Origin of the sequence: Frankia sp. Hr75.2, from assembly GCF_949319125.1 — a bacterium.
GTDB classification, from domain to species: Bacteria; Actinomycetota; Actinomycetes; order Frankiales; family Frankiaceae; genus Parafrankia; species Parafrankia soli.
Window position 1 is genome coordinate 110,774 of record NZ_CASGGV010000288.1, and the last position, 23,457, is coordinate 134,230.

The 23,457-nt window shown below is 72.7% G+C and carries 18 protein-coding genes and 4 tRNA genes; 10 read left to right on the forward strand and 12 right to left on the reverse strand.

Features of this window, described 5'->3' with window-relative positions:
- Positions 1-2: 2 nt before the first annotated feature.
- From AC559T_RS20635 to glgX, 5 genes are all read right to left on the reverse strand, one after another.
- Positions 3-338, reverse strand: coding sequence for a hypothetical protein (locus AC559T_RS20635; RefSeq protein ID WP_112107774.1), 336 nt, complete (start codon positions 336-338; stop codon positions 3-5).
- A 243-nt stretch (positions 339-581) separates the two neighbouring features.
- Positions 582-1,388 (reverse strand): pyrimidine reductase family protein, encoded by an 807-nt coding sequence (locus tag AC559T_RS20640; protein WP_498869780.1) that lies wholly within the window; start codon positions 1,386-1,388, stop codon positions 582-584.
- A 213-nt stretch (positions 1,389-1,601) separates the two neighbouring features.
- Complete coding sequence (gene treZ / locus AC559T_RS20645; RefSeq protein ID WP_112107776.1) at positions 1,602-3,434, reverse strand: malto-oligosyltrehalose trehalohydrolase; 1,833 nt, start codon at positions 3,432-3,434, stop codon at positions 1,602-1,604.
- Positions 3,435-3,536: 102 nt separating this feature from the next.
- The gene (gene treY / locus AC559T_RS20650; protein WP_112107777.1) at positions 3,537-6,113 is read right to left on the reverse strand and encodes a malto-oligosyltrehalose synthase; all 2,577 of its coding nucleotides are present in this window, start codon (positions 6,111-6,113) and stop codon (positions 3,537-3,539) included.
- Positions 6,103-8,310: a glycogen debranching protein GlgX gene (gene glgX, locus AC559T_RS20655; RefSeq protein WP_498869781.1), complete on the reverse strand. Its 2,208-nt coding sequence runs from the start codon at positions 8,308-8,310 to the stop codon at positions 6,103-6,105. Before glgX ends, treY begins: the two co-directional genes overlap by 11 nt.
- Positions 8,311-8,437: 127 nt before the next feature.
- On the opposite strand from glgX, the gene AC559T_RS20660 reads away from it, so the two are divergent.
- From AC559T_RS20660 to AC559T_RS20675, 4 genes are all read left to right on the forward strand, one after another.
- On the forward strand, positions 8,438-8,887 hold the full coding sequence (locus AC559T_RS20660) for an NfeD family protein (protein ID WP_071061800.1): 450 nt from the start codon (positions 8,438-8,440) through the stop codon (positions 8,885-8,887).
- A 40-nt stretch (positions 8,888-8,927) separates the two neighbouring features.
- The gene (locus AC559T_RS20665; protein ID WP_498869782.1) at positions 8,928-9,854 is read left to right on the forward strand and encodes an SPFH domain-containing protein; all 927 of its coding nucleotides are present in this window, start codon (positions 8,928-8,930) and stop codon (positions 9,852-9,854) included.
- A gap of 261 nt (positions 9,855-10,115) precedes the next feature.
- Positions 10,116-10,649 (forward strand): DUF3145 domain-containing protein, encoded by a 534-nt coding sequence (locus tag AC559T_RS20670; protein ID WP_041254795.1) that lies wholly within the window; start codon positions 10,116-10,118, stop codon positions 10,647-10,649.
- Positions 10,650-10,841: 192 nt separating this feature from the next.
- The gene (locus AC559T_RS20675; RefSeq protein ID WP_018500123.1) at positions 10,842-11,135 is read left to right on the forward strand and encodes a DUF4193 domain-containing protein; all 294 of its coding nucleotides are present in this window, start codon (positions 10,842-10,844) and stop codon (positions 11,133-11,135) included.
- Between the two features lie 77 nt (positions 11,136-11,212).
- Here the strand turns inward: AC559T_RS20675 and AC559T_RS20680 are convergent, their stop codons facing one another.
- Positions 11,213-11,824 (reverse strand): isochorismatase family protein, encoded by a 612-nt coding sequence (locus AC559T_RS20680; protein WP_498869783.1) that lies wholly within the window; start codon positions 11,822-11,824, stop codon positions 11,213-11,215.
- Positions 11,825-11,995: 171 nt separating this feature from the next.
- On the opposite strand from AC559T_RS20680, the gene AC559T_RS20685 reads away from it, so the two are divergent.
- Together AC559T_RS20685 and AC559T_RS20690 are read left to right on the forward strand one after the other, a co-directional pair.
- A complete protein-coding gene (locus AC559T_RS20685) occupies positions 11,996-12,811 on the forward strand; it encodes a DUF3097 domain-containing protein (RefSeq protein WP_020462633.1) in 816 nt (271 codons plus the stop codon).
- A 226-nt stretch (positions 12,812-13,037) separates the two neighbouring features.
- Positions 13,038-13,901 carry an N-acetylmuramoyl-L-alanine amidase gene (locus AC559T_RS20690; RefSeq protein ID WP_498869784.1) on the forward strand — a complete coding sequence of 288 codons (864 nt, stop codon included), beginning with the start codon at positions 13,038-13,040 and terminating at the stop codon, positions 13,899-13,901.
- A gap of 184 nt (positions 13,902-14,085) precedes the next feature.
- On the opposite strand, the gene AC559T_RS20695 is transcribed toward AC559T_RS20690, so the two are convergent.
- The 3 genes from AC559T_RS20695 to AC559T_RS20705 all read right to left on the reverse strand — a co-directional run bounded on the left by AC559T_RS20695 (position 14,086) and on the right by AC559T_RS20705 (position 14,360).
- Positions 14,086-14,160: transfer RNA gene (locus AC559T_RS20695), tRNA-Val, on the reverse strand.
- Positions 14,161-14,173: 13 nt separating this feature from the next.
- Positions 14,174-14,245, reverse strand: a tRNA-Cys gene (locus AC559T_RS20700).
- 43 nt (positions 14,246-14,288) lie between these two features.
- Positions 14,289-14,360, reverse strand: a tRNA-Gly gene (locus tag AC559T_RS20705).
- A 649-nt stretch (positions 14,361-15,009) separates the two neighbouring features.
- Between AC559T_RS20705 and AC559T_RS20710 the strand changes: the two genes are divergently transcribed.
- On the forward strand, positions 15,010-16,146 hold the full coding sequence (locus AC559T_RS20710) for a chorismate-binding protein (protein WP_498869785.1): 1,137 nt from the start codon (positions 15,010-15,012) through the stop codon (positions 16,144-16,146).
- Between the two features lie 125 nt (positions 16,147-16,271).
- Here AC559T_RS20710 and AC559T_RS20715 read toward each other — a convergent pair whose 3' ends face one another.
- Complete coding sequence (locus AC559T_RS20715) at positions 16,272-16,703, reverse strand: SsgA family sporulation/cell division regulator (protein ID WP_018500117.1); 432 nt, start codon at positions 16,701-16,703, stop codon at positions 16,272-16,274.
- A 540-nt stretch (positions 16,704-17,243) separates the two neighbouring features.
- On the opposite strand from AC559T_RS20715, the gene AC559T_RS20720 reads away from it, so the two are divergent.
- Positions 17,244-17,315, forward strand: a tRNA-Val gene (locus AC559T_RS20720).
- A 196-nt stretch (positions 17,316-17,511) separates the two neighbouring features.
- Here AC559T_RS20720 and AC559T_RS20725 read toward each other — a convergent pair.
- The gene (locus AC559T_RS20725) at positions 17,512-18,945 is read right to left on the reverse strand and encodes a cytochrome P450 (protein WP_498869786.1); all 1,434 of its coding nucleotides are present in this window, start codon (positions 18,943-18,945) and stop codon (positions 17,512-17,514) included.
- 301 nt (positions 18,946-19,246) lie between these two features.
- Between AC559T_RS20725 and AC559T_RS20730 the strand changes: the two genes are divergently transcribed.
- Positions 19,247-19,816, forward strand: a complete 570-nt coding sequence (locus tag AC559T_RS20730; RefSeq protein ID WP_112107092.1) for an HIT family protein — start codon at positions 19,247-19,249, stop codon at positions 19,814-19,816.
- A gap of 128 nt (positions 19,817-19,944) precedes the next feature.
- Here the strand turns inward: AC559T_RS20730 and AC559T_RS20735 are convergent, their stop codons facing one another.
- On the reverse strand, positions 19,945-22,245 hold the full coding sequence (locus tag AC559T_RS20735) for an elongation factor G-like protein EF-G2 (RefSeq protein WP_498869787.1): 2,301 nt from the start codon (positions 22,243-22,245) through the stop codon (positions 19,945-19,947).
- 328 nt (positions 22,246-22,573) lie between these two features.
- Here AC559T_RS20735 and pgsA point away from each other — a divergent pair, with 328 nt between their 5' ends.
- Positions 22,574-23,437 (forward strand): phosphatidylinositol phosphate synthase, encoded by an 864-nt coding sequence (gene pgsA / locus AC559T_RS20740; RefSeq protein WP_498869788.1) that lies wholly within the window; start codon positions 22,574-22,576, stop codon positions 23,435-23,437.
- Positions 23,438-23,457 lie beyond the last annotated feature (20 nt).

A 23,457-nucleotide genomic window follows, 5' to 3' on the forward strand; every position in this document is an offset into this window, starting at 1 on the left:
GGTCACCGGCCGCCGGCCGGCAGGGCCGGCCCGGGGTGCCGGGCACGGGGATCGTCGGCGGGCACCCACTCGGGCTGTCCGGCCAGTGACCGGCGGCAGGCGTCGGCGAACGCGTCGACGGTGCCGAGGGTCGCCGTGCGCGCCTGCTCGGCCTGGCGCCGCCAGTCGCTCGCCGCGCGGCCCTGCCAGCCGCCCTCGTCCGCGACGGCGAACAGCCGGTGGAAGGCGTCGGCGAGCCTGACCCGCCCGTCGGCAGCCGCCGCGAGCGCGGCCTCGACCGCCTCGCGGTGGCGGTTCGGGCGTGCAGCCTCGCCGGTGGGCGCGCCCGGCCCGGTCATCGGCCGTCCGCACGCCCGGGTGCGGACGGCGAGGCCGCAACCACCCGTCGATGCGCCGGAGCAGGTCGTTCGGAACTCATGAAGGCCACCGTTCGCCGAAGCCGCCGGGGAGACCGCCGGCCGGGCCCACCGTCTCCCGTCGGAGGCCGGCACCGGAGGTCGCTGTCGACGCTATTCACGCGGATCGCCGCCGCACCCGGCGTCAGCCAGGCTGTGGACGAAACGAAACCGTGCACAGGGCGGTCAGCGGAGGTAGCGCAGGAACAGCGCCCCGTCCTCCTCCAGGACCTGGCCGAGCCGCAGCCCGACGGGCGCCGGCCACGTCGGGCCCTGCATCAGTCCGAGGCGCCCCGGCCCGGCGAGGAGCGGGGCGAGGGTCAGGCACAGCTCGTCGAGCAGGCCGGCCTGGGCGAACTGGGCGTGCAGGCGCGGGCCGCCCTCGGTCAGCACGCGCAGCAGCCCGCGCTCGGCGAGTGCGTCGAGCGCGGCGCGCGGCTCGACGGTCTTATCCCCGCAGACCACGATCTCCGCCACAGGCTCGAGCGCACGGCGCCGCTGCGGTGGGGCGGCGTCGCAGGTCAGCAGCAGCGGCCGGACGGCCGCGGTGAACAGGCGGGCGCCCGGGTCGAGCTCGAGCCGCCCGCTGACGACCGCGACGGGGGGGACGGGAGCGAGCCCGGCGGCGGCCCGCCGCTCCCGCCGCTCGGCCGGCACGAGGACCGGGCCGTAGTCCTCAGTCCGCGCGGTGCCGGCGCCGACCAGGACCACGTCGCTGAGCCAGCGCAGCGTCCGGAACACCCGCAGGTCGGCGGGGCCGCCCAGGTCCGCGGAGCGTCCGTCGAGCTCGATGGCGCCGTCCGCGGACGCCACGAAGTTGGAGCGGACGTGCGGGACCCCCGGAGTCGGCTCCGGCAGCGCGTAGGCGAGGTCGAGGTCGACGTCGTGGTCGGCATCGTCCGGTTCGTCCGCGGCACGCGCAGCCTCCGGGCCGTCCTGGGGAGCCGCGCCGTCGAGAGGAACTGGGGCGCCACCGGACAGAAGAATGCGCATCGGCCCGACTGTAACCGGCGCCGCCGCGAGCGGTGGTGCCGCTGCTGCCAGGATGGAAACGTGAACACGTACGTGGTCCTGTTGATCGGTGTACTGATCGTGAGCCTGGTCGGGCTCGGCCTGCTCTACTACGCGCTCTCCCGCTCGGCGGCCCGCCGGCGGTGAGCGGGCCGGGGCCGCCGACCCGCGAGCCGGCGGTCAGCGAGCCGGCGGTCAGCGAGCCGGCAGCAGCCGCACGATGACGACCGACTCGCCGGCGAGCTCGACGCGGCCCGGCATGTAGGTGAACCCGGGGCGGGACGCGGCCGGCGCGTCGAACGGCACCCCCTCGACCGGGACGGCCTGCCGCTCGGGCGAGAGGTTGCACACGACCGCCACGTCACCCGCCCGGGAGAGCCGGCGCAGCACGAACCAGTTCGCCGCGGCGTCGTAGGAGCAGCGCACCGACGCCAGCGACGGGTCACTGAGCTGCGGCAGCCGGCGGCGCAGCGAGATCAGCCGGCGGTGCCAGTCGAGCAGGGCGGCGTGCTCCGGGCGTTCGGGCTCGCGCCAGTCCAGCCGGGAGCGCTCGAACGTCGCCGGGTCCTGCGGGTCCGGGACCTCCTCGGGCCCCCAGCCGTGCGCGGTGAACTCACCGCGGCGGCCCTCGCGGACGGCGTCCGCCAGCCGCGGGTCGGTGTGGTCGGTGAAGTACTGCCAGGGCGTGGTGGCGCCCCATTCCTCGCCCATGAACAGCATCGGCGTGAACGGGGCGGTCAGCAGCAGCGCGGCCCCGATCCGCAGCCGGCCGTCGCTGAGCGTGGCCGACGCCCGGTCGCCGGTCGCCCGGTTGCCGATCTGGTCATGGTTCTGCAGGAACGTGACGAAACGGTAGGCCGGCGTCCGCGGCGGCACCGGCCGCCCGTGGGAGCGGCCGCGGAACGCCGAGTAGCCGCCGTCGTGCACGAAGGCGGAGCCCAGCGCCTTCTCCAGCGTCTCGAACGAGCCGAAGTCGCCGTAGTAGCCCTGCCGCTCGCCGGACAGCGCGGCCCAGAGCGCGTGGTGGACGTCGTCGCACCACTGGCCGTCCAGTCCGTGCCCGCCCGCCTCGGGGGCAACGACCATCCGCGGGTCGTTCAGGTCGGATTCGGCGACCGCGAACAGTGGGCGGCGCTGCTGGGTGCCGAGCCGGTGCACCTCGTCGGCGATCTCCTCCAGCAGGTGGCGTGCCCGGTTGTCGGCGAACGCGTGGACGGCGTCCAGGCGCAGACCATCGCAGTGGTAGTCCCGCAGCCAGGCCAGCGCGCTGTCGATGACGAACGCGCGGACCTCGTCCGAGCCGGGGGTGTCCAGGTTCACCGCCGGGCCCCACGGGGTGCTGTAGCGGTCGGTGAAGTAGGGCCCGAACCGGCTCAGGTAGTTCCCGTCCGGGCCCAGGTGGTTGTAGACCACGTCCATGATCACGCCGAGCCCGCGGTGGTGCGCGGCGTCGACGAAGCGCTTGAGGCCCTCCGGCCCCCCGTACGGCTCGTGCACGGCGAACAGCCCGACGCCGTCGTACCCCCAGCCGTGCCGGCCGGGGAACGCGTTCACGGGCAGCAGCTCGACGAGGTCGACGCCGAGGTCCACCAGGTGGTCGAGGCGCTCGATCGCCGCGTCGAAGGTGCCGCCCGGCGTGAACGTGCCGACATGCAGCTCGTAGACCACGCTGCCGGACAGCGGCACCCCGTGCCAGTGGCCGTCCGTCCACGGGAAGCGGGCGTGGTCGACGAGCCTGGAGCGGCCGTGCACGCCGTGCGGCTGCCAGCCCGACCGCGGGTCGGGCAGTTCCTGCTCACCGCCGTCGAGGAGGTAGGCGTAGTCCGCTCCGTGGTGGGCGGAGGGAACGTCGACGGTCCACCAGCCGCCGGCGGCGGCGGACATCTCGTGCACGGTGTCCCGCCGGCCGCCGGCGCCGCCGCCCGTGCCGCCCGCCTCAGCCGCGGCGTCGCCGTCCGCGCCGCCGCCGTCCGCGATGACCACACTGACCGTCTTCGCGTCTGGTGCCCACACCCGGAAGGAACTCATGACTCCTGTCTACCGGTCCGACGTCCCCTCGGTGGCGGTTCCGGGGGGCGGGATCCGCCGAGCCGTGGATCCGGCACGACCCGGGCCGGGCGGGGCCACACTTCAGGGCGTGCGGATCAGCAGGCTGACCGGGAAGTCGCGCAGCAGGCGCAGCACGTAGGCCGTGCCACCGTCGTGCCGCCGGCCGGTGAGGACGTCCGCCCAGCGGCCCTCGGGCAGGGTCACGGTGGTGTCGCGCCACCCGCCCCCGCGGCGCAGCCCGAGCACGAGGCGGGGGACCACGGTCACCACCGACTCGGAGCGGCTGAACGCGACCACGTGCTCCGCCGCGGACCCCGACGCCCACAGCGGCCGGTACGTCCCCTCCTCCCCGAACCACTCGGGGTGCTCCCGGCGGATGCGCAGCGAGCGCGCCACCACCAGCAGCTTCGCCGCCCCGGAGTCGTCGATCACGGGCGGGCGCCGCGGCGCCGCGAGCTCGGAGCCCGGTTCGACGCCCAGCTCGGTGAGCATCTTCGTCCGCTCGCCGAAGTTGACCGGACGGCGGTTGTCCGGGTCCACCAACGAGTGGTCCCACAGCTCCTGGCCCTGGTAGACGTCCGGGACGCCGGGCATCGTGAGCTGGAGCAGCTTCTGCGCCAGGCTGTTCTGCCGGCCGAGCTCGACCAGGGTGGAGACGTAGGTGTCCAGCGCGGCGACGAACTCCTCGTCCTCGAGGGCGGCCTCGACGTAGTTCGTCAGCGCGGCCTCGTACGACGGGTCGGTGTCCGTCCACGTCGTGAACAGCTTGGCCTCCCGCACCGCCTTGACCATGTACTGGGTGACCCGGTCGGCCGAGATCGGCCAGGCGCCGACGAGCGTCTGTACCAGCAGGTACATCGTCACCGGATCGGGCCAGCCGGCCTCCGGGTCGGCGTGCCGCTCGCCGAGGCGGGCCAGCCGCCGCACGATGTCGGCCCAGCCCCGGGGGTCCTCCGAGAGCACGGCGAGCCGGGCGCGGACGTCCTCGGACCGCTTGGTGTCGTGCGTGGAGAGCGTGGTCATCGTCAGCGGCCACGTCCGCTGCGTGGTGATGTTCGCCTCGTGGAACTCGTTGACGGCGCTGCGCGGATGCCCCGTCGGGTAGGCCGGGAGATCCCCGGGCGCCCCACCCACCTCGTTGAGCGCGACCATCGGGACGTACCGGTAGAAGGCGGTGTCCTCGATCCCCTTGGCCATCACCGGGCCGCAGGTCTGCTGGAAGCGCACCACGAACTCGCTCGGCCCGCCGAGCGCGAGGTCCTCGATGAGGTCGATCTCGCTGGCCCGGCCGGGCAGCGCCACCCGCGCCTGCTCGCAGGCCCGCACGATGTGGCCGCGCGCCTCCAGGCTGGGCGTGCCGTCGGGGCGGATGTAGGCGCGGTAGACCTCGAAGGCGGCGAGCACCTCACGCAACGCCTCGCGCAGGCCGGCCCGGGTGAGATCGGCGCGGTCGCGGCGGGCCTCGGCGAGGGCGAGCCCGGTGAGCCGGTCGACCTCCGGCCGCAGGACGCTCGTGAGCACGTCCATCTTGGCCTCGCGCGCCACCGGCGCGAAGTCCGGTGAGCGCCCCGTGATCTCCGTGTACAGCGTGGACATCGCGCGCGCGGACACCGGATCGAGGAAGAGCCTGGTGAGCCGGTTGAGCGTCTCGTACCCGGTGGTCCCGTCGCAGGCCCAGCCCTCGGGCAGCGCCTCGTCCCGCTCGACGATCTTCTCGACGACCGTCCAGACCCCGCCGGTGGCCTCGGCGAGCTGGCGCAGGTAGTCCTCGGGGTCGGCCAGGCCGTCGGGGTGGTCGATCCGCAGGCCCTCCAGGTTGCCCGAGCGCACCTGCTCGATCAGCAGCCGGTGGGTGGCGGCGAAGACGTCCGGCTCCTCCTGGCGCAGGCCGGCCAGCGAGGGGATGTCGAAGAAGCGCCGGTAGTTCAGCTCCGTCCCGCCGACCCGCCACCAGCACAGGCGGTAGTACTGGGCGTCCAGGGTGGCGGCGACGTCGGAGGGGTCGGCGGTGCCGGCGGCGACCGGCAGCACGTGGTCGTAGTAGACGACGATCCACTCGCCGTCCTCGTCCTGCTCGACGGCGATCTCGTCGGCGGCGAGGCTGTCCGCCAGCGACTGGCCGAGCAGCGGCAGCAGGACCCGGCCGGGGTTGTCGGGGGAGTCCCAGTCGATGTCGAACCACGAGGCGTAGGGGGAGTCCGGGCCCTCGCGCAGCACCGACCACCACGCCGTGTTCGTGGTGCCGGGCGTGAGCACCGCCATGTGGTTGGGCACGACGTCCGCGATGATGCCGAGCCCCGCGCGGCGCGCGGCGGCGACCAGCCGGCGCAGCCCGCCGAGCCCGCCCAGCTCGGGGCTGATCTGGCTGTGGTCGACCACGTCGTAGCCGTGGGTCGACCCCGGCGCGGCCTCCAGGACCGGTGACAGGTACAGGTGCGAGACTCCGAGCCCGGCGAGATAAGGAATGATCACCGCGGCGTCGGTGAACGAGAACTCCATGTGCAGTTGCAGCCGGTAGGTACCGGTCGGGACGACGCGGCCCTCGCCCTCCCCGCGCTGGTTCTCCCGCGCTCCGGCGCCCTCGCGGCGGCGGTCGGACGCGGAGTGCCGATCGGCGGGCCCGTGCCGGTCGGGTCCGCCGGGCCGGTCAGTTGACACGGCAGAGCACAAGCGTGGCGCGGGCGTCCACCTCGAGCGGGTCCTCGGCCTTGACCACCCGGTCGACGTCGACCGGATCGAGATCGGTGCCACCGAGCACCGCCGAGATCTCGGCGGTGGACGAGCGCGTGTCCACGATGATCTCCCAGGTGGTGCCGAAGTCGACCGGTGGAACCCGGAACTGGATCGGCTCGTGGTGGGCGTTGAAGAACAGCAGGAAGGAGTCGTCGATGATCGCCTCGCCGAGCGCGTTGGGATCCGGGATGCCGTGCCCGTTCAGGAAACAGCCGAGCGAGCGCGCCGTTCCGGACTCCCAGTCGGTGTCGGACATCTCGCTACCGTCGGGTCGAAGCCAGACTATGTCCTTGGCGGCCAGGTCGACGGCGGCCGCGCCGTCGGGTCGCCCGCCGGCGCCGTCCTCACCACCCGCCGAGCCGCGGATCGACTCGCCCTGGAAGAACCGCCGCCGCCGGAAGACCGGATGGGTCCGCCGGAGATGCGAGAGCTGGGCGGTGAAATCGATGAGACCGGCGTTGCGCTCGGCGTCGGACCAGTCCAGCCAGGAGATCGGGCTGTCCTGACAGTAGGCGTTGTTGTTCCCCTGTTGGCTTCGGCCCATCTCGTCGCCGGCTACCAGCATGGGCACCCCCTGCGAGAGCAGCAGGGTGGTGAGCAGGTTGCGGGTCTGCGCGTCACGCAGCCGGTTGACCGAGACGTCGTCGGTCGGGCCCTCCACACCGCAGTTCCAGGACCGGTTGTCGTCGGAGCCGTCCCGGTTCTCCTCGCCGTTGGCCTCGTTGTGCTTGTCGTTGTAGGAGACCAGGTCGTGCAGGGTGAAGCCGTCGTGGGCGGTGACGAAGTTGATCGAGGCCCAGGGGCGCCGGCCGCTGTCCTCGTAGAGGTCGGACGAGCCGGTGAGCCGGGAGGCGAACTCGGCGATGCCGTGGTCCTGCCCGCGCCAGAAGTCGCGGACGGTGTCGCGGTACTTCCCGTTCCACTCCGTCCACAGCGGGGGGAAGTTGCCCACCTGGTAGCCGCCCTCACCCAGGTCCCACGGCTCGGCTATCAGCTTGACCTGGGAGACGACCGGGTCCTGCTGGACGAGGTCGAAGAACGACGACAGCCGGTCGACGTCGTAGAACTCCCGGGCCAGGGTCGCCGCCAGGTCGAAGCGGAAGCCGTCCACGTGCATCTCGGTGACCCAGTAGCGCAGCGAGTCCATGATCAGCTGAAGCACGTGTGGATGGCGGACCCGCATGCTGTTGCCGGTGCCGGTGTAGTCCATGTAGTACTGCGGGTCGTCGTCGACCAGCCGGTAGTAGGCCGCGTTGTCGATGCCTCGGAAGCACAGCATGGGGCCCATGTGGTTGCCCTCGGCGGTGTGGTTGTAGACCACGTCGAGGATCACCTCGATGCCCGCCTCGTGCAGGTTGCGGACCATCCCCTTGAACTCCTGCACCTGCCGGCCGTCGCCGCCCGCGGAGGAGTAGCCGTTGTGCGGCGCCAGGAAGGCGATGGAGTTGTAGCCCCAGTAGTTGCGCAGCCCACGACTGACCAGGTGCTCGTCGTGGACGAACTGGTGCACTGGTAGAAGCTCGATCGCCGTCACGCCGAGACGGCGGTAGTGCTCGATCATCACCGGGTGGGCCACGCCCGCGTAGGTGCCGCGGTACTCCTCGGGCAGGCCCTCGTGCCGCATGGTCAGGCCGCGCACGTGCGCCTCGTAGATCACGGTCTCGTTGTAGGGGCGGCGCGGCGGCCGGTCACCGTTCCAGTCGAAGAACGGGCTGATCACCACGGACTTCATCATGTGCGGCGCGGAGTCGGTCGTGTTCACGCTGTCGGGATCGCCGAAGTTGTAGCCGAAGACGGCCTGGTTCCAGTCGACCTCGCCGTCCACCGCCTTGGCGTACGGGTCGAGCAGCAGTTTGTTGGGGTTGCACCGGTGGCCACGCGCGGGATCATGGGGACCGTGGACCCGGTATCCGTACCGCTGGCCCGGCAGGACCGTCGGCAGGTAGGCGTGCCACACGAACGCGTCGCGCTCCCGCAGCTCGATCCTCCGCTCGGCGCCCACGGCGTCGAACAGACAGAGCTCGACACGCTCGGCGACCTCCGAGAAGATCGCGAAGTTCGTCCCCGATCCGTCAAAGGTGGCACCGAGGGGATAAGGGCTGCCAGGCCAGACCTGCGACATACGCACGAAGCCTACGGCTCACTCCCCGTCGGTGACTTGGGGGCGCGCGAACCCCGACCGGTTCGCCCACTGCCGCCATTGAGGTTTCGTTGATCGCAAGATAATTGATCTTATTAAGGTGATGGTCATGGCGGACGAGGTCGTGTGGATCGTCGTCGCCGGCGCGCTCCTCGTCGGCGAGCTGCTCACGCTCGACCTGGTCCTGGTCATGTTCGCGCTCGCGGCGCTGGTGGGGGCGGGACTCGCCGTCCTGGGGGCCGATCTGATCGTGCAGCTCGTGGGGTTCGCGGTCGCCGCGGCCGGGCTCACGTTCGGCCTGCGGCCCGTCGCCCGCCGCCACCTCACCAGCGGCCCCGTGCTGCGCACCGGGACCGACGCCCTGGTCGGAGTGCCGGCCGTCGTCCTGGAGCGGGTCGACGGTTCGACCGGCCGGGTCCGGCTCGCCGGTGAGGTCTGGTCCGCGCGGTCGTACCCGGCGACGGACGAGTTCGAGGTCGGGGCCACCGTGCGGGTGCTGCGCGTCGACGGTGCCCACGTGATCGTGCACGCGGACGCCGTGCGCCGGGAGCTGGATTAGAGCGCGGCGACACTGCGCGCCGGGAGCTTGAGGAGTGAACATGGGCGGAGTCATCGCCGCCGCGGTCGCGGCACTGGTGGTCCTGATCTTCCTGGCGCGGACCGTGCGGATCGTGCCGCAGGCCCGGGCGATGGTGGTCGAGCGCCTCGGGCGCTACCACCGCACGCTGACGCCGGGCCTGGCGATCGTGCTGCCGATCGTCGACCGGATCCGGGAGCGCATCGACCTGCGGGAACAGGTGGTCAGCTTCCCGCCCCAGCCGGTCATCACCGAGGACAACCTCGTCGTCGGGATCGACACCGTCATCTACTTCCAGGTCACCGACCCGCGCGCGGCCACCTACGAGATCGCCGACTTCATCCGCGCCATCGAGCAGCTCACCGTGACCACGCTGCGCAACGTGATCGGCGGGATGAACCTCGAGGGCACGCTCACCTCGCGCGACCAGATCAACGGGCAGCTGCGCGGGGTGCTCGACGACGCGACCGGCCGGTGGGGCATCCGGGTCAACAGGGTGGAGCTCAAGGCCATCGACCCGCCCCGCTCCATCCAGGACTCGATGGAGAAGCAGATGCGGGCCGAGCGCGACCGGCGGGCCGCGATCCTGACCGCCGAGGGTGTCAAGGCGAGCGAGATCCTGCGGGCCGAGGGCGAGAAGCAGGCCGCGATCCTGCGGGCGGAAGGCCACCGGGAGGCCCAGATCCTCACCGCCGAGGGCGAGGCGAAGGCCATCGGCACCGTCTTCGGCGCCATCCACGAGGGCGACGCGGACCAGAAGCTCCTCGCCTACCAGTACCTGCAGATGCTCCCGCGACTGGCAGAGGGCCAGGCCAGCAAGCTGTGGATCGTCCCCAGCGAGCTCACCGCCGCCCTAGGCGGCCTGGCCGGGCCGGGCGGCCTGTTCGACGTCGGTGGCCGGGCAGCCGGCCCGGCCAGCCCGTCCGGTCCGGGGCCGGACCGCGACTGACGGGCCGGGTCGAACGGGGCGGGCCGGACGGGCCGGAGTCGGACCTGTCCATCGCCTGTCCGCGGCCGGGCCGGTGGGCCCGCGCGGCCTGCGGACCAGCCCATCTGTCGGGGTGGGGGTCACCACATGTGGCACCAGGGGAGGGGGTGGGTCTAGTCCTCGAACGCCGGTCATGGCACGATCGACTGGTATTCGAGGGGTCCGGCGTGACGAGACGCAGGGGAAGGCGTTCCTCGTCGACGGAGGTCCCGCGTGGTGGCAATGTCCTCGACAGCTCGTGAGCTGTCTTCCGGCTCGTCGTCCTTCGCCGTGCCGGGCAAGTTGGCGGTGCTCGCATGTCCGCCGGCACTGTGCCCGCACCTGGAGTTCGCCGTGTCCGGTGCCCTGTCCGCCCCGGTCTCCCTGACCTGGACGGCGCAGCCGGGCCGGCCCGGTTTCCTGTACGCCGGTCTGGAATGGCGGGCGAGCCCGGGAACCGCCGGGCGGCTCGCCGCCGTCCTGCGCCGGCTGGGTCATGTCACGTTCGAGGCCGTCGAGGGGCCCTCGCCCGGCTGCGACGCGGAGCGCTACTCCTTCACTCCCGATCTCGGCCTGCACCGGGCCGCGATCGCCGCCAACGGGGACGTCGTCGTCGGCGAGGGGGCGCTGCTGGCGCTGATGGAGCGCGGCGAGGCGCGGGAGACCCTCTCGCGGGGCCTGCACCGGCTGCTGGGAACCGCCTGGGACGACGTCCTCGAGCCGCTGCGCCGTGGGGCGCACGGAGCTCCGGTCACCTGGCTGCGTCGTACCGGGTGACGTCCGCCGACGACATTCCGTGCCCGGGGAGATTGCCCCGTTAGAAGCCTGTGTGTGTCCTTGTGAGCCCGCGCTCACCTCCCTGTGGCCAAGCCCACATCGTGTTCGCGTGGGCCTGACGGGCACATACCCCCGGGGTCGTGCGTTGTGGGTTGCGCACGACGAGCGCACAACCTTTCTGGGAGTACTTCAGTGGCCACCGATTACGACACCCCCCGCACAGCCGATATCGAGGAAACCTCGGAGCAGAGCCTCGAGGCGCTCAAGGCCCGGCGGGCGGACGCGGCGGCCGACCTCGGTGACGATGTCGATCCGTTCGAGACCGAGCTCGGCCTGCCCGGCGCCGACCTGTCCGGAGAGGAGCTGACCGTCCGCGTCCTGCCTCGGCAGGCAGATGAGTTCACCTGCACCAGTTGCTACCTTGTCCACCACCGCAGCCAGCTCTACGACGCCCGGCGGATGGTGTGCCGGGACTGCGCCGCCTGACAGCGGCTTCACACCGACAGCGGCACCGCCGCGGGAGCCCGCGGCAGCGCCGCGGCGGGTGACCCGGCGGGGCGGCGTCAGCCCCCTCCCCGGGCGGTCAGGCCCTCCACCCGCACGCCCGCCCCGACCATCCGGGCGATCGCGCGTTCGCGATCACCCTCCGCCAGCTCGACGAACCGGGTCAGCTCCAGCGGGAGCGTCACCTCCAGACCCAGCGCACGGGCGTCGAGCGCCGTCTCCAGCACGCAGTAGTCACCAGCCAGGCCCACCACCACGACCGTGCGGACGGAGCCGGCGGCAAGCCGCTCGCCGAGCACGGTCGCCGACCGCTCGCCCGAACGTGGGTCACGGACGGAGAAGCCCGAGTACCCGTCGTGGCCGTCCACGCCCTTGCGGATCACCTCACCGGCCACCGTCAGGTCGGGGCACAGGCGCGCCCCGGGCGTGCCTCGCACGCAGTGCGGCGGCCAGATCCCGCCCTCGGTGACGAAGTGCGGCGTGGACGGCGGATGCCAGTCCTGGGTGTAGAAGACCGGGGAGCCCGCGCTCGTCGCCGCCGCGATCTCCCGGTTCACCCCGGCGACGATGTCCTCGCCACCGGCGACGTAGAGGCTGCCCCCGGGCACGGCGAAGTCGTTCTGCAGGTCGAGGACGACCAGCGCCACGCCGGGCCCGTACCGCGTTGCCATCGCGTCACCTCGATCCCGATCCGGCGGCGCCTCGCCCGGGCCCCGGACGCCCCTCGCCCGCGCCGCTCGGCAGACCGCCCCGCGCCCCGCCCGCGGGTTCCGCCCCGCCTGTGGGTGGAGGGCGGCGTGTCGCCGGGAATGCCCGCGCCTGTCCCACTGTAAGTTGCGGGCGTGCGCAGTCGCGACTACGGACACGACGTCCTGGCCCAGCCCGAACGCCGGGCGCCCAGGAAGCCCCGGACGGTCGAGATCGAGCCGGACCTGGTGGTCGAGGACGCCGACTCGGGCTACTGCGGGGCGGTCGTCGGCGTGGAGGCCGGCGGCGTGATGCTCGAGGACCGCCGCGGGCGCCGTCGGGTCTTCCCCCTCGGCGAGGGCGCCTTCCTCCTCGACGGCGAGCGGGTGACCCTGGCCCGCCCCCGTCCGGCCGCGCCCGCCCGGCCCAGCCGTACCGCCTCGGGATCGATCGCCGTCCCCGGCCTGCCGGCGCGGGTGGCCCGCGCCAGCCGCATCTACGTCGAGGGCCTGCATGACGCCGCGCTGGTCGAGCGGGTGTGGGGCGACGACCTGCGGATCGAGGGCGTCGTCGTCGAGCCGCTGGACGGCGTGGACGACCTGCCGTCGATCGTCGCGAGCTTCCAGCCGGCGGCCGGGCGCCGGCTGGGTGTCCTCGTCGACCATCTCGTGGCGGGGTCGAAGGAGAGCCGCATCGCCGCGTCGGTCGCGGGCGCGCACGTGCTCGTCACCGGGCACCCCTACATCGACATCTGGCAGGCGGTGAAGCCCTCCTCGGTCGGGATCGAAGCCTGGCCGCGGGTGCCGCGCGGGCAGCAGTGGAAGGAAGGCGTCTGCCGGGCGCTGGGGGTCGCCGAGCCGGCCGACATGTGGCGCCGGGTGCTGGGCGCCGTCGACTCGTACGCCGACCTCGAACCGGGCCTGCTCGGGGCCGTCGAGCGGCTGATCGACTTCGTCACCGAGCAACCCTGACGAGATCGTGCCCGGCCGCCGCTGGCCGAGACCGCTGGATGCCTCGGCCAGGACCACGCCGCGCCCCGGTCGAGGCCGGTCCCGATGAGTCGGCGAGGCGGTCGGTCGCGTACGGTCGGTTCGGACTTTCCGGTCTTCCGGCCCAGCCCTGTCGATCTCGCTCCAGTCAACGCCGGACGCTGGACGGGCCGTGTCCAGGAGGGGGCGGACAGAATCGGGGGCTGACATGCCCGGGTACACGCCAAGGAGAGTTTCGCCCTACGTGCTGCTCGGCGTGGCATCCCTGGTCGCCATCGCTGTCGCGCTGGCCGGGATGGCCTTCTGGCCCGGGTCGTCGGATCCACCCCGGTCGCCCCAGGCGGCATCCACGGCGGTGCCCCTGCGTGATCCCCATGCGCTGACCGGGCGGACGATCGTGCTCGACCCGGGCCACAACGGCGGGAACGGTGCCGCGGGATCGGCCATCAACCGCCTCGTCGACGCCGGCGGGTTCCAGAAGGAATGCGACACCGCCGGCGCGGAGACCGACGCCGGATATCCGGAGCACGCATTCACCTTCGACGTGGCGACCCGGGCCGCGGGCCTGCTGCGCTCGCGCGGGGCGACGGTGATACTCACCCGCAATGACGACACGGGCGTCGGTCCCTGCGTCGACGAACGGGCCCGGATCGGAAATGCGGCCGGCGCGGAGGCTGTGGTCTCCATTCACGCCGACGGCGGGCCGCCCGAAGGCAGCGGATTTCACGTCATCGCGCCTGCGGCCAGTCCGGACGGTGGAAACGGGGGCATTCTCACCGCCTCGGCGCGGCTGGCGGATCTGCTGCGCGGCTCCTTCGGCGCGGCGACCGGCCAGCGTCGGGCGGACTATCTGGGAGACGACGGGATCACGGTCCGCTCGGATCTGGGCGGGCTCAATCTCTCCCGTGTTCCCAAGGTTTTCCTCGAGTGCGGAAACATGCACAACCCGGGCGACGCCGGGCGGATCAGCGACGCCGCCTGGCGGCAGCGGGCGGCCGAGGGCATCGTCGACGGCCTCGCGGCCTTCCTGGTCAGCGCCCCGACCGGCGTGGCCGGGCCGGCCACGGGCTAGCCGGCCCCGAGGGTCGGCGGGCTGGCCGGCTTCGGGCTGTCGCGGTGGGCGCGCCGATGGTCCGGGCTGTGCGCCTCGGCCGCGTGTCGCAAGTGAATCATGATGTTCGCCTGGTGCACGCAGGGGCCCGGGAAACCAGAAAGGCCATCCCCTGAGGGATGGCCGTTTGCGCTGATAGCGCGGGTGGTGGGCGATACTGGGATTGAACCAGTGACCTCTACCGTGTCAAGGTAGCGCTCTCCCACTGAGCTAATCGCCCGGAACCTGATCAGAGGCGGAGGCGGGAATCGAACCCGCGTACAGGGCTTTGCAGGCCCTTGCCTAAACCACTCGGCCACTCCGCCGTGAAAGGCCGTGATGGCTTTACTTCTGACCACACCGCTTCCGAGCGGACGACGGGATTCGAACCCGCGACCCTCACCTTGGCAAGGTGATGCTCTACCACTGAGCCACGTCCGCATGCTCCGCTGCTGCTTCTGCTACGAGGAGGAATTTACCACGAGCAGGTGGGGCGCCGATCTGGCTGGCGTCCCGCTTGGCGGTGCAGGTAGCACTCTAGCGGACGATCGGGGCGGTCGTCGAATGTGGGTGCCACCGTGCCGGGATGTCGCCCGGATGTCGCCCTGGTATCGATGAGATGTTGCGTTGGAGCACGATCTTGGTGTCACCGGTGTGTCGCCCGGCCGCGCGGGCCCGGCGTGCGGTGGGCGGGGGCCGGGCCCGCCGTGGGTAAGGGTCAGGACCAGGGCGGGCGGCAGCCCCGGAACTCGGGCGGGCGAAGGTCTGGGACCTGGGAGGGAGAGCGGGGCCGGGGCGGGAGAGCGGGGCGGGAGCCGTCCGGCCGGGGACTGGCCGGACGGACCGTGGGGCCGGGCGTGGGGGGGCGGACTTGGTGAGGGACGGCGCACAACGGGGGTAGGCAGAACAGGGGTGGTGGGGCGGAGGCGCGTACACAGGGGCACAGGGCAAAACCTCCGCCGTCTCCGGGCGCCACGCGCACGGTGACCTGGGCGTGGGGTACGGCGACCACGGCGATACGGTGATCAGGATGACTGGGGCGAATGGGGGCACAACGCGCGGGGGCTCGACGGACAGGAGTGGCACAAAGGTGCGTCTACGAGCGACCGGCGGGCCCGTCGCGGCGCGGGTTCGCGGCCGGGAGTCCTATCTGCTGGCGGGCGGCAGGCTCGCCACCGGGGTCGTGGAAGTGCACGACGACCTCCGGGTGCTCGACCGCGGTGGCTTCTGGGGAGTCGTCGTCGACTTCGAGGGTCGTACCCGCTGCGTCCGGTTCAGGCACGTGCGCCCGGCGCCTGACGTCACGGCGCTCGCGGCCGGGCCGTGGCGCGGCCCCGCCCGGACGGACTGGGCGACGAGCATGGACGCCGCGGCCTACATCGCCGGCGTCCACGCGATCCGGTCCGAGATCGCCGCCGGCGAGGTCTACCAGGTGAACCTGTGCCGGCTGCTGTCCGCGCCCACCGTCCCCGGCCCCGCCGGCACGGACCTCGCCGCGCTGGCGACCGTCCTGGCCGCGGGCAACCCGGCCCCCTACTCGGTGGTGCTCGACGCCCCCGAGGCCGGCGTACGCATCGTCGGGGCCTCACCGGAGCTGTTCCTGTCGCGGGAGGGTGACCTCGTACGGTCCGGCCCGATCAAGGGCACCGGGCGCACGGTCGCCGACCTGCGGGACAAGGACGTCGCGGAGAACGTCATGATCGTCGACCTCGTTCGCAACGACCTGGGACGGGTCGCCCGGCCCGGCAGCGTCACGGTGCCCGCGCTGTGCGCGGTGGAACGGCATCCCGGCCTGGTTCACCTCGTGTCGACCGTGCAGGCCACGCTGGCGCCGGGTGTGGGGTGGGCCGAGCTGCTGGCCGCGACCTGCCCACCCGGCTCGGTGTCGGGAGCGCCCAAGTCGAGCGCGCTGCGGATCATCCGGGAGCTGGAGCCGGTGGCGCGCGGCCACTACTGCGGCGGCATCGGCTGGGTGGACGCCGACAGCGGACACGGCTGGCTGTCGGTGGGAATCCGCACGTTCTGGCTCGCCGACGAGCGGATCTGGTTCGGGACAGGCGCCGGCATCACCTGGGGCAGCGACCCGGAGGCCGAATGGCGCGAGACCGAGCTGAAGGCGCACCGGCTGCTCGCCCTGGCCTCGTCACCAGGGCGGGACGGCCGGACCGGTCCCTCCATGCCGCCACGCGAGGCGGCCCGGACCCGGCGGATCGCGGCGGCCCGCTGACCGCGGACAGCAAAACGCCTGGTGGGGAAGTTCTCCCCACCAGGCGAATGATCGTGCGCCTGATCTGTGCCGGAAGTGCCCGCACCGGTTTGCCGGGGTCGGACACGGTGCCGACCCCGGTGAGATCACCGCTCGGGGCCGCCCCAGATCAGTAGGGCGAGTTCGGCATCCAGGTCGATGACGTCGCTCTCCCCGCCGAGCGGTACAGCGGAGTACGTGCGGCGGAGGAAGGCCAGCACCTCCGCGCGCGGCATCTCGAACAGAGCGTGACCGGATGGACTGGACAACGACAGGCAGACGATCCGCCCGCCCGACTGCGCGGCGGGCCAGACCTGGACATCGCCGTCGCCGGCTGGCCGGCGCACGCCGTCGCTCAGCAGCTGCCGGGCGAATGTCCATTCGACGACCTCGTCGGCGCCGGTACGGAAGCCGATGCTGACCGCATAAGGGTCAGCAGGCTCGTATCGGACGGTGGCGGCGACCGGAACCGGGGCGCCGCCGGGAACGACGAGCCGAAGGGCGAGTTCTGCGGTGATCGAATCGTGACGAATAGTCATCGGGCGGCCTCTCATGGTGCGTGGTGCGGGCGAGCACCCGTGTAACGAGATAGTTCCCTCTCTGAGTCCCGTTGGAAACAAGGTTATGCCAAGACAACATCCGTTACGGCGATTCGGGCGAGTTGCCCTACCCAGGAAGCCCGACCGAAGTCCTCCGAGAAGACCCGGCCGGCGCGGTATGCGCGGCCGTCGGCCTTACGTGGCCGGACGATCGCTGTCCGCGTTCGACTGAGGGTTCCCCCGAGCACAATGGCCGTTCTGCCGAGGCCGTGCCACTCACAGCCTTCCCTGTCCGGACCCGTCTCAACCACGGCGAGTCCCGGTCAACCCGGCGCTGTCCGGCCATCGGCCGGAGGGTTGACATGCCCGCATCCGTCCGGCGGCCACCCCCCGTCCGACGCTCGGTCCCGTCCGTGTAAGCTGAGTCCAACCTCGGCGAGGACGCAACACATCCCAGCCGAGGGGCGGTTCCGGAAGGCCGTCCAGGCCTCGGAGCACCCACACGGGTGCACCCGACCAGGCGTCCAACCAGGCCAAATCGGGCGTATAGCTCAGTGGTAGAGCGCTGCCTTCACACGGCAGAGGTCCGTGGTTCGAAACCACGTACGCCCACGCGATCGGGCGCGGTCTGGTCGATCCCCCTTGGGGGATCTTCCTGGGCTCCCGCGCGATGTCTTTCGGGGGGCCCAGCCCCCCGAACCCCCCAGGTGATGTGTCTGGGGGGTTCTTTGTTGTTTGGGGTGGCACTTTGGTGGGGGTTGCTCTCTGTGCGGCTGGTGGGTGGCGGGGGTCTGGTGGGTGGAGGGGGTTAAGTGCCGCTGCGAGGCTGGTGGGTGGAGGGCGTGGGGTGAGGTGTGCGGGGGTGGGCGGTCATCTGTAGGGGCTGGGGGCGCAGGGTTACGCGGGGGATGGGGGTTACCGGGCGGCCTGGGGTGGGGGTCAGGGTTCGGATGGAGCTGATCGCGGCCAGGGCCAGTGCTCCTTCCATCTCGGCGAAGGTGTTGCCGATGCACTGGCGGGTTCCGCCGCCGAAGGGGAAGTAGGCGTACTTCGGGCGGGTGGGGTCGGGGGTCAGCCAGCGCTGGGGGCGGAACTCCTCGGGGACGGGCCACCAGGTGGGGTCCCGGTGGATCACCCACTGGCTCAGCAGGACGTTCGTGTCCGCGGGCAGGTGGTACCCGGCGAGGGTGACGTCCCTCGTCGTGCGGCGCAGGAGGATCCACGCGGGTGGGTACAGGCGCAGGGTCTCGCTGAACACGGCCCGGGTGAAGGGCAGCTCGGCCAGGTCCGCGGTGGTCGGTTTCCGGCCGTTGAGGACGTCGTCGAGTTCGGTGTGCATCCGGTCGCGGGCCTGCGGGTTGGTGGCGAGCAGGTGGTAGGCCCAGGTCATCGCATTCGCGGTGGTCTCGTGACCGGCCAGCAGGATGGTCAGCGCCTCGTCGCGGATCGAGGTGTCGTCCAGGGGGGCGCCGGTGTCGGCGTCGCGGGTGGCCAGCAGGGTGGACAGCAGGTCGGAGCCGGCGGCGTCGAGTGATCTGCGCTGCTCGATCATCTCCATGACCACGGCGGTGAGATCGTCCCGCGCGTCGCGCGCCGCTCGCAGCGGGCCGATCGGCAGGTGCTGCTGCAGGCGCATGGCTCCCGGGAGAACGGCCAGCTGGGACAGTCGCATGTTCGCGGCGACGGCGCGGCGCACCCGCCGGACCACCTCGCTGTCGACGTCGACGCCGAACACGGTGCGGGCGACGACCGCGAGGGTCAGCTCGCTCATGTCGGTGTGGACCTCGCGGCGGGAGCCGTCCGCCCAGCCCAGCGCGGTGGCGCGGGACAGCTCGGAGATCGCGGTGCCGTAGCCGGCGATCCGCTCGCGGTGGAACATCGGCTGGATCAGCCGGCGGCGGGTCCGGTGGAGGTCTCCGCCGCTGGTGAGCAGGCCCGAACCGAGCAGCAGGGACAGCGGCTGGATTCCCTCGCCCGGCGGCATGGTGCGCCGGCGCAGGCCCTTCGCGTAGGCACGCTGCTCGCCCACCAGGACCTGCTCGACCGCGTCGGGGCCGCACACGAGGTGGAAGCCGCCGCGCCCGACCGGCACCCGGACGATCGGGCCGTAACTGGTGCGCAGCCGGGTGAACAGGCGGAGCGGGTCGGCGAGCAGCTCGCGCAGGAACGCCGGGGTGGCCCGGCCCGGCCCCGGTGCCTGCGCCCCGGTGTGCCCCGCGGTGGGGAGGCGGTCGATCGACATGCGCGGCTCCAGGAGGCGCTCCGGGGACAGCGGCCCCGTACCGCGCCCTCGGGATTCATCCTGGACCCCGGGTCGGGTGGCCGACCGTCTCGCCGGCCGCGGGCGGGCCTGTACTGGCCGCCCGTGCGCGGTCCGCGGGTGGGTACCGTGGTGTCTCGGACGGGTACCGGCGGGCCGGCTGGTGATCGGCGGCGGCGGGACGGGGCTCGCGGGGCGCGGGAGGCGGCAGCGTGGTGAGGGTGGCGCAGGTCGGAGGGCGGTGCTGGCGGGAGCCGATCCCGTCGGCGGCGGGGCCGGGCAGGTGAGCGCGACCGCGGCGCCGGACGGCACGCCCGTCGACGAGCAGGCTGGTGTCGGCCACCCGGACGCCTTCCAACGTCTCTACACGCCGCATCGCATGGCGTACATCAAGGGGGCGGGGCGGTCCCCCGACGACGAGTGCCCCTTCTGCGCCATCGTGGCGATGACGGACGAGGACGGCCTTGTGGTCGCCCGGGGAAAGTCCGTATACGCCGTACTTAATTTGTATCCATACAACGCGGGTCATTTGATGGTGGTGCCGTACCGCCATGTCGCCGACTACGCCGAGATGGACTACGACGAGACGGTGGAGATGTCGTTGTTCGTCCAGCACGCGTTGCGCGCGTTGCGGATGGCCAGTGGCGCGCATGGCTTCAACACCGGTATGAACCTCGGTTCGGTGGCCGGCGCCGGAATCGCCGCCCATGTGCACCAGCATGTTGTTCCGCGCTGGGGCGGTGACACGAACTTCATGCCCGTCGTCGGCGCGACCCGGGTGTTGCCGGCGCTGCTCGGCCAGACGCGGGAGCTGCTTGCGCAGGCGTGGCGGCGCACCGGGCAGACGGCCTGACCCACCCGCGCGGGGTGGGCCGGCGGCCGTCCGCGGTGACCCGCTGTCACCCGGGAGGGTCGGGCCCGGCGCCGTCCGGCACAGCCGCGCCCGCGCGGGTCATGCCGGCGCGGGGCGGCCGTGCGGGGTCACGACTTCTCGGTGAACCTGGCCGTCAGATGGTCGGGAACCGGCTCGTAACCGAGGGGGCGGCGGCTGAAGACGCCCGTCCCGTGGCTCACGGAGCGTAGGTCGACGGCGTAGCGGGTCATCTCGGCCGCGGGGATCTCCGCGTGGATGGCGGTGCGCGCCGGGACCTCCGGGCCGCCGTTGCCGACCGGCGCCATCCCCACGACCCGGCCGCGCCGCGCGGAGACGTCGCTCATCACCGCGCCGACGTGCTCGTCAGGCACGGTGACGTGCACCTCCAGGACGGGTTCGAGCAGCACCACGCCGGCCGCGCGCGCGGCCTCCCGCAGTGCCAGGCCGCCGGCCGCCTGGAAGGCCATGTCGGACGAGTCGACGCTGTGCGCCTTCCCGTCGACCAGGCGCACCCGCAGGTCGACGGCGGGGAACCCGGCCTCCAACCCCCGCTCCAGCTGGGCCCGCACTCCCTTCTCCACCGAGGGAATGAACTGGCGGGGGACCGCGCCGCCGACGACCTCGTCCACGAACTCGAAGCCGCTGCCGGCGGGCAGCGGCTCGACCTTGAGGCGGCAGATCGCGTACTGCCCGTGGCCGCCCGACTGCTTCACCAGCCGCCCGACGCCCTCGGCCGGCCCGCGCAGCGTCTCCCGCATGGGAACCCGCAGCGGGATCTTCTCGAGGGTGACGCCGAACCGCTCCCGCAGGCGGTCCAGGACGACGTCGCAGTGGGCCTCGCCCATGGACCACAGGACGAGCTGGCCGGTCTCGGCGTCCTGCGTGACGGTCAGGGTGGGGTCCTCGGCGCAGACGCGGCCCAGCGCCGCGGACAGCTTGCTCTCGTCGGAGCGGGCCGGGGCGCGCACGGCTACGGGCAGCAGCGGCTCCGGCATCGTCCAGGCGGGCAGGTGGCGCGGGTCCGCCGGGTCGGAGAGGGTGTCCCCGGTCTCGGCGGTGGACAGCCGGGTGATGACGCAGATCCCGCCGGCGGCGCACTCGTCGACCGAGTGCAGCGCGATGCCGACGGCCTGCGAGAGCGCCCCGACCCGTTCGTCGTCGTCGTGGTCGGGATGTCCGGCGGCCGCTCGTCCGTGGCCTGAGACGTGTACGGCCGCGTCGGGGCGCAGGACGCCGGAGAAGACCCGGACGAGGGACATCCGGCCGATGTACGGGTCGGTGGTGGTGCGGACGATCTCGGCGACCAGGGGCCCGGCCGGGTCGCCGACCGCCGGTGGGCACGGTGAACCGTCCGGGCGGGTGAGGCTGGGCAGCGGGTGCTCGCGCGGGGACGGGAAGGCGTGTGCGAACAGGTCGAGCAGCTCCACGGTGCCCAGGCCGGGCGGCACGCCACGAGCTCCGGCCGCGGCGCGTGACGGTACCGCGAGCGGCAGGACTGGGTAGAATGACCCGCGCGCCACCGCGGTCTCCAGGTCGTCGAGCAGCATCTTGGGGTCGAGCTCCTCGCCGCCGAGGTACCGCTCGAGCAGGCTCTCGTCCTCGCTCTCGGCGATGATCCCCTCGACCAGGGCACCGCGCGCCGCCCCCGCGGCGCCGGTCAGCTCGGCCGGGGGCTCCTGCTCGCGGCGGGTCCCGGCCGAGTACTCGATCACCCGTCCGGTGAGCAGGGCGACGAGCCGGGACGGCTCCGCGCCGCCGGGTTCGGGCAGGTAGACGGGCAGGACTCCGGCGCCGAAAGTCTCCTGGCAGGCGAGCAGGGTCGCGTCGAAGTCGGCCCGGGGATGGTCCAGCCGGGTGATGGCGATCGCGCGGGGCATGCCGACCGCCGCGCACTCCTCCCAGAGCATCCTGGTCGACCCGTCGATGTCCTCGAGGGCGCTGATGACGAACAGGGCGGCGTCCGCCGCGCGCAGGCCCGCTCGCAGCTCCCCGACGAAGTCCGGGTATCCGGGGGTGTCCAGCAGGTTCACGGCCAGGCCACGGTGGCACAGCGAGGCCAGGACGAGCGAGATGCTCCGCTGGGCCGGTTCTCCGCCGGGGGATGCGCCCGCGCCGCCCCCGGCGGCACCCACCCCGGGCGCGCCCCCGTCGGCCCCGGCGCGGGCCTGGCCGCCGGCGCCTCTGCCGTTGGCGTTGGCGCGGCCGTTGCCACCCTTCCTGCCGCTGCCGCTGCCGCTGCCGCTGCCGCTGCCGTTGCCGTTGCCGTTGCCGGCGGCTGGCATGGTGGCGGCGGGCTGCCCGTCGAGGAACTCGGCCACCTGGAGGAGATGCCGCAGCAGGGTCGTCTTGCCGGCACCGGTGTGCCCGACGAGGACCACGTTGCGCACATCACGCGGAGTTGCTGACATTCCGGCCTCCCAACAGGGTGCGGCGGAGCCGGTGCGCCGGCGCGACTCCGCCGGCGCGGATCCGCCTGGCTCGCGGTGCCCGCGGCCGGCCGAGGGGCCGTACCCCGCGGGCGTGCTGTGTTCTGCGTGGCAGGTCTTGCGTGGCAGGTCCTGCGCGCCGTGTCTGTCGTGTGTCCGCCGCGGGCACTGGTACGTACCCCGAAGAGTCCTCCGATGTGACGTGGGGAACAACCCCAGCCCCGATCGTGATCGGATATGAGCGGATCGTGACGGCGGTACTGTGAGACCGCCCCAACCCGGGCGGTACGCCAGAGACGACGGGACGGACATGCTCGCAAGCAAGGCGCGACCCCAGATCCAGAAGGTGCTCGATCCGTTGAGCCAGTGGGCCGCGCGCTCGTCGGTGTCACCCGACATGGTGACGGTGATCGGCACGATCGGGGTGGCCGGCGGGGCCCTCGGCTTCTTCACCCGCGGAGTGTTCTTCGTCGGAACGCTCGTCATCACCCTGTTCGTCTTCTCGGACCTGATGGACGGGGTGATCGCCCGGGCCCGCGGCATCTCCTCCAAGTGGGGCGCGTTCCTGGACTCGACCTCCGACCGGGTCGGCGACGGCGCGATCTTCGGGTCACTGGTGATCTGGTACGCGGGCGACGGCGACTCGCTGCCGCTGGCGGGCGCCGCCCTGCTCTGCCTGGTCGCCGGCTCCGTGACCTCGTATGTCAAGGCCCGCGCCGAGGGCCTGGGGTTCAGCTGTGACGTCGGGTTCGCCGAGCGCGGCGAGCGTCTGCTGATCCTGCTCGTGGCCGCCGGCCTGTACGGCCTGGGCGTGCCCTATTTGCTGCCCGCGGCGCTGTGGTTCCTGGTCGGGGCTACCCTGCTCACCGTGAGCCAGCGGGTGGTGCACGTGCACCGCCAGTTCGTCCGGTCCGGGCGGCCCACGCTCGCCCCGCCGGCCGGCTCGCCGGCACCCGACCCGGCTGTCGAGCAGCCCGGCTCGCCGGGCGGCGACCCGTCCGGTGCCGCGTCGGTCATGAGCGCGGGCGGCGGCATGGACGGCGCGCCCACCCCGGCCGGGGTGGGCGGCGCGCAGCAGCCGGCGGTGCCGGCACAGCAGCCGCAGCAGGCCGTGCTGGCACAGCAGCCGCAGCCGCCGGTGCCCGCGGTGCCGCGGATCGCTCCGGGCCACTGACCGCGCGAATCGGAACCGAC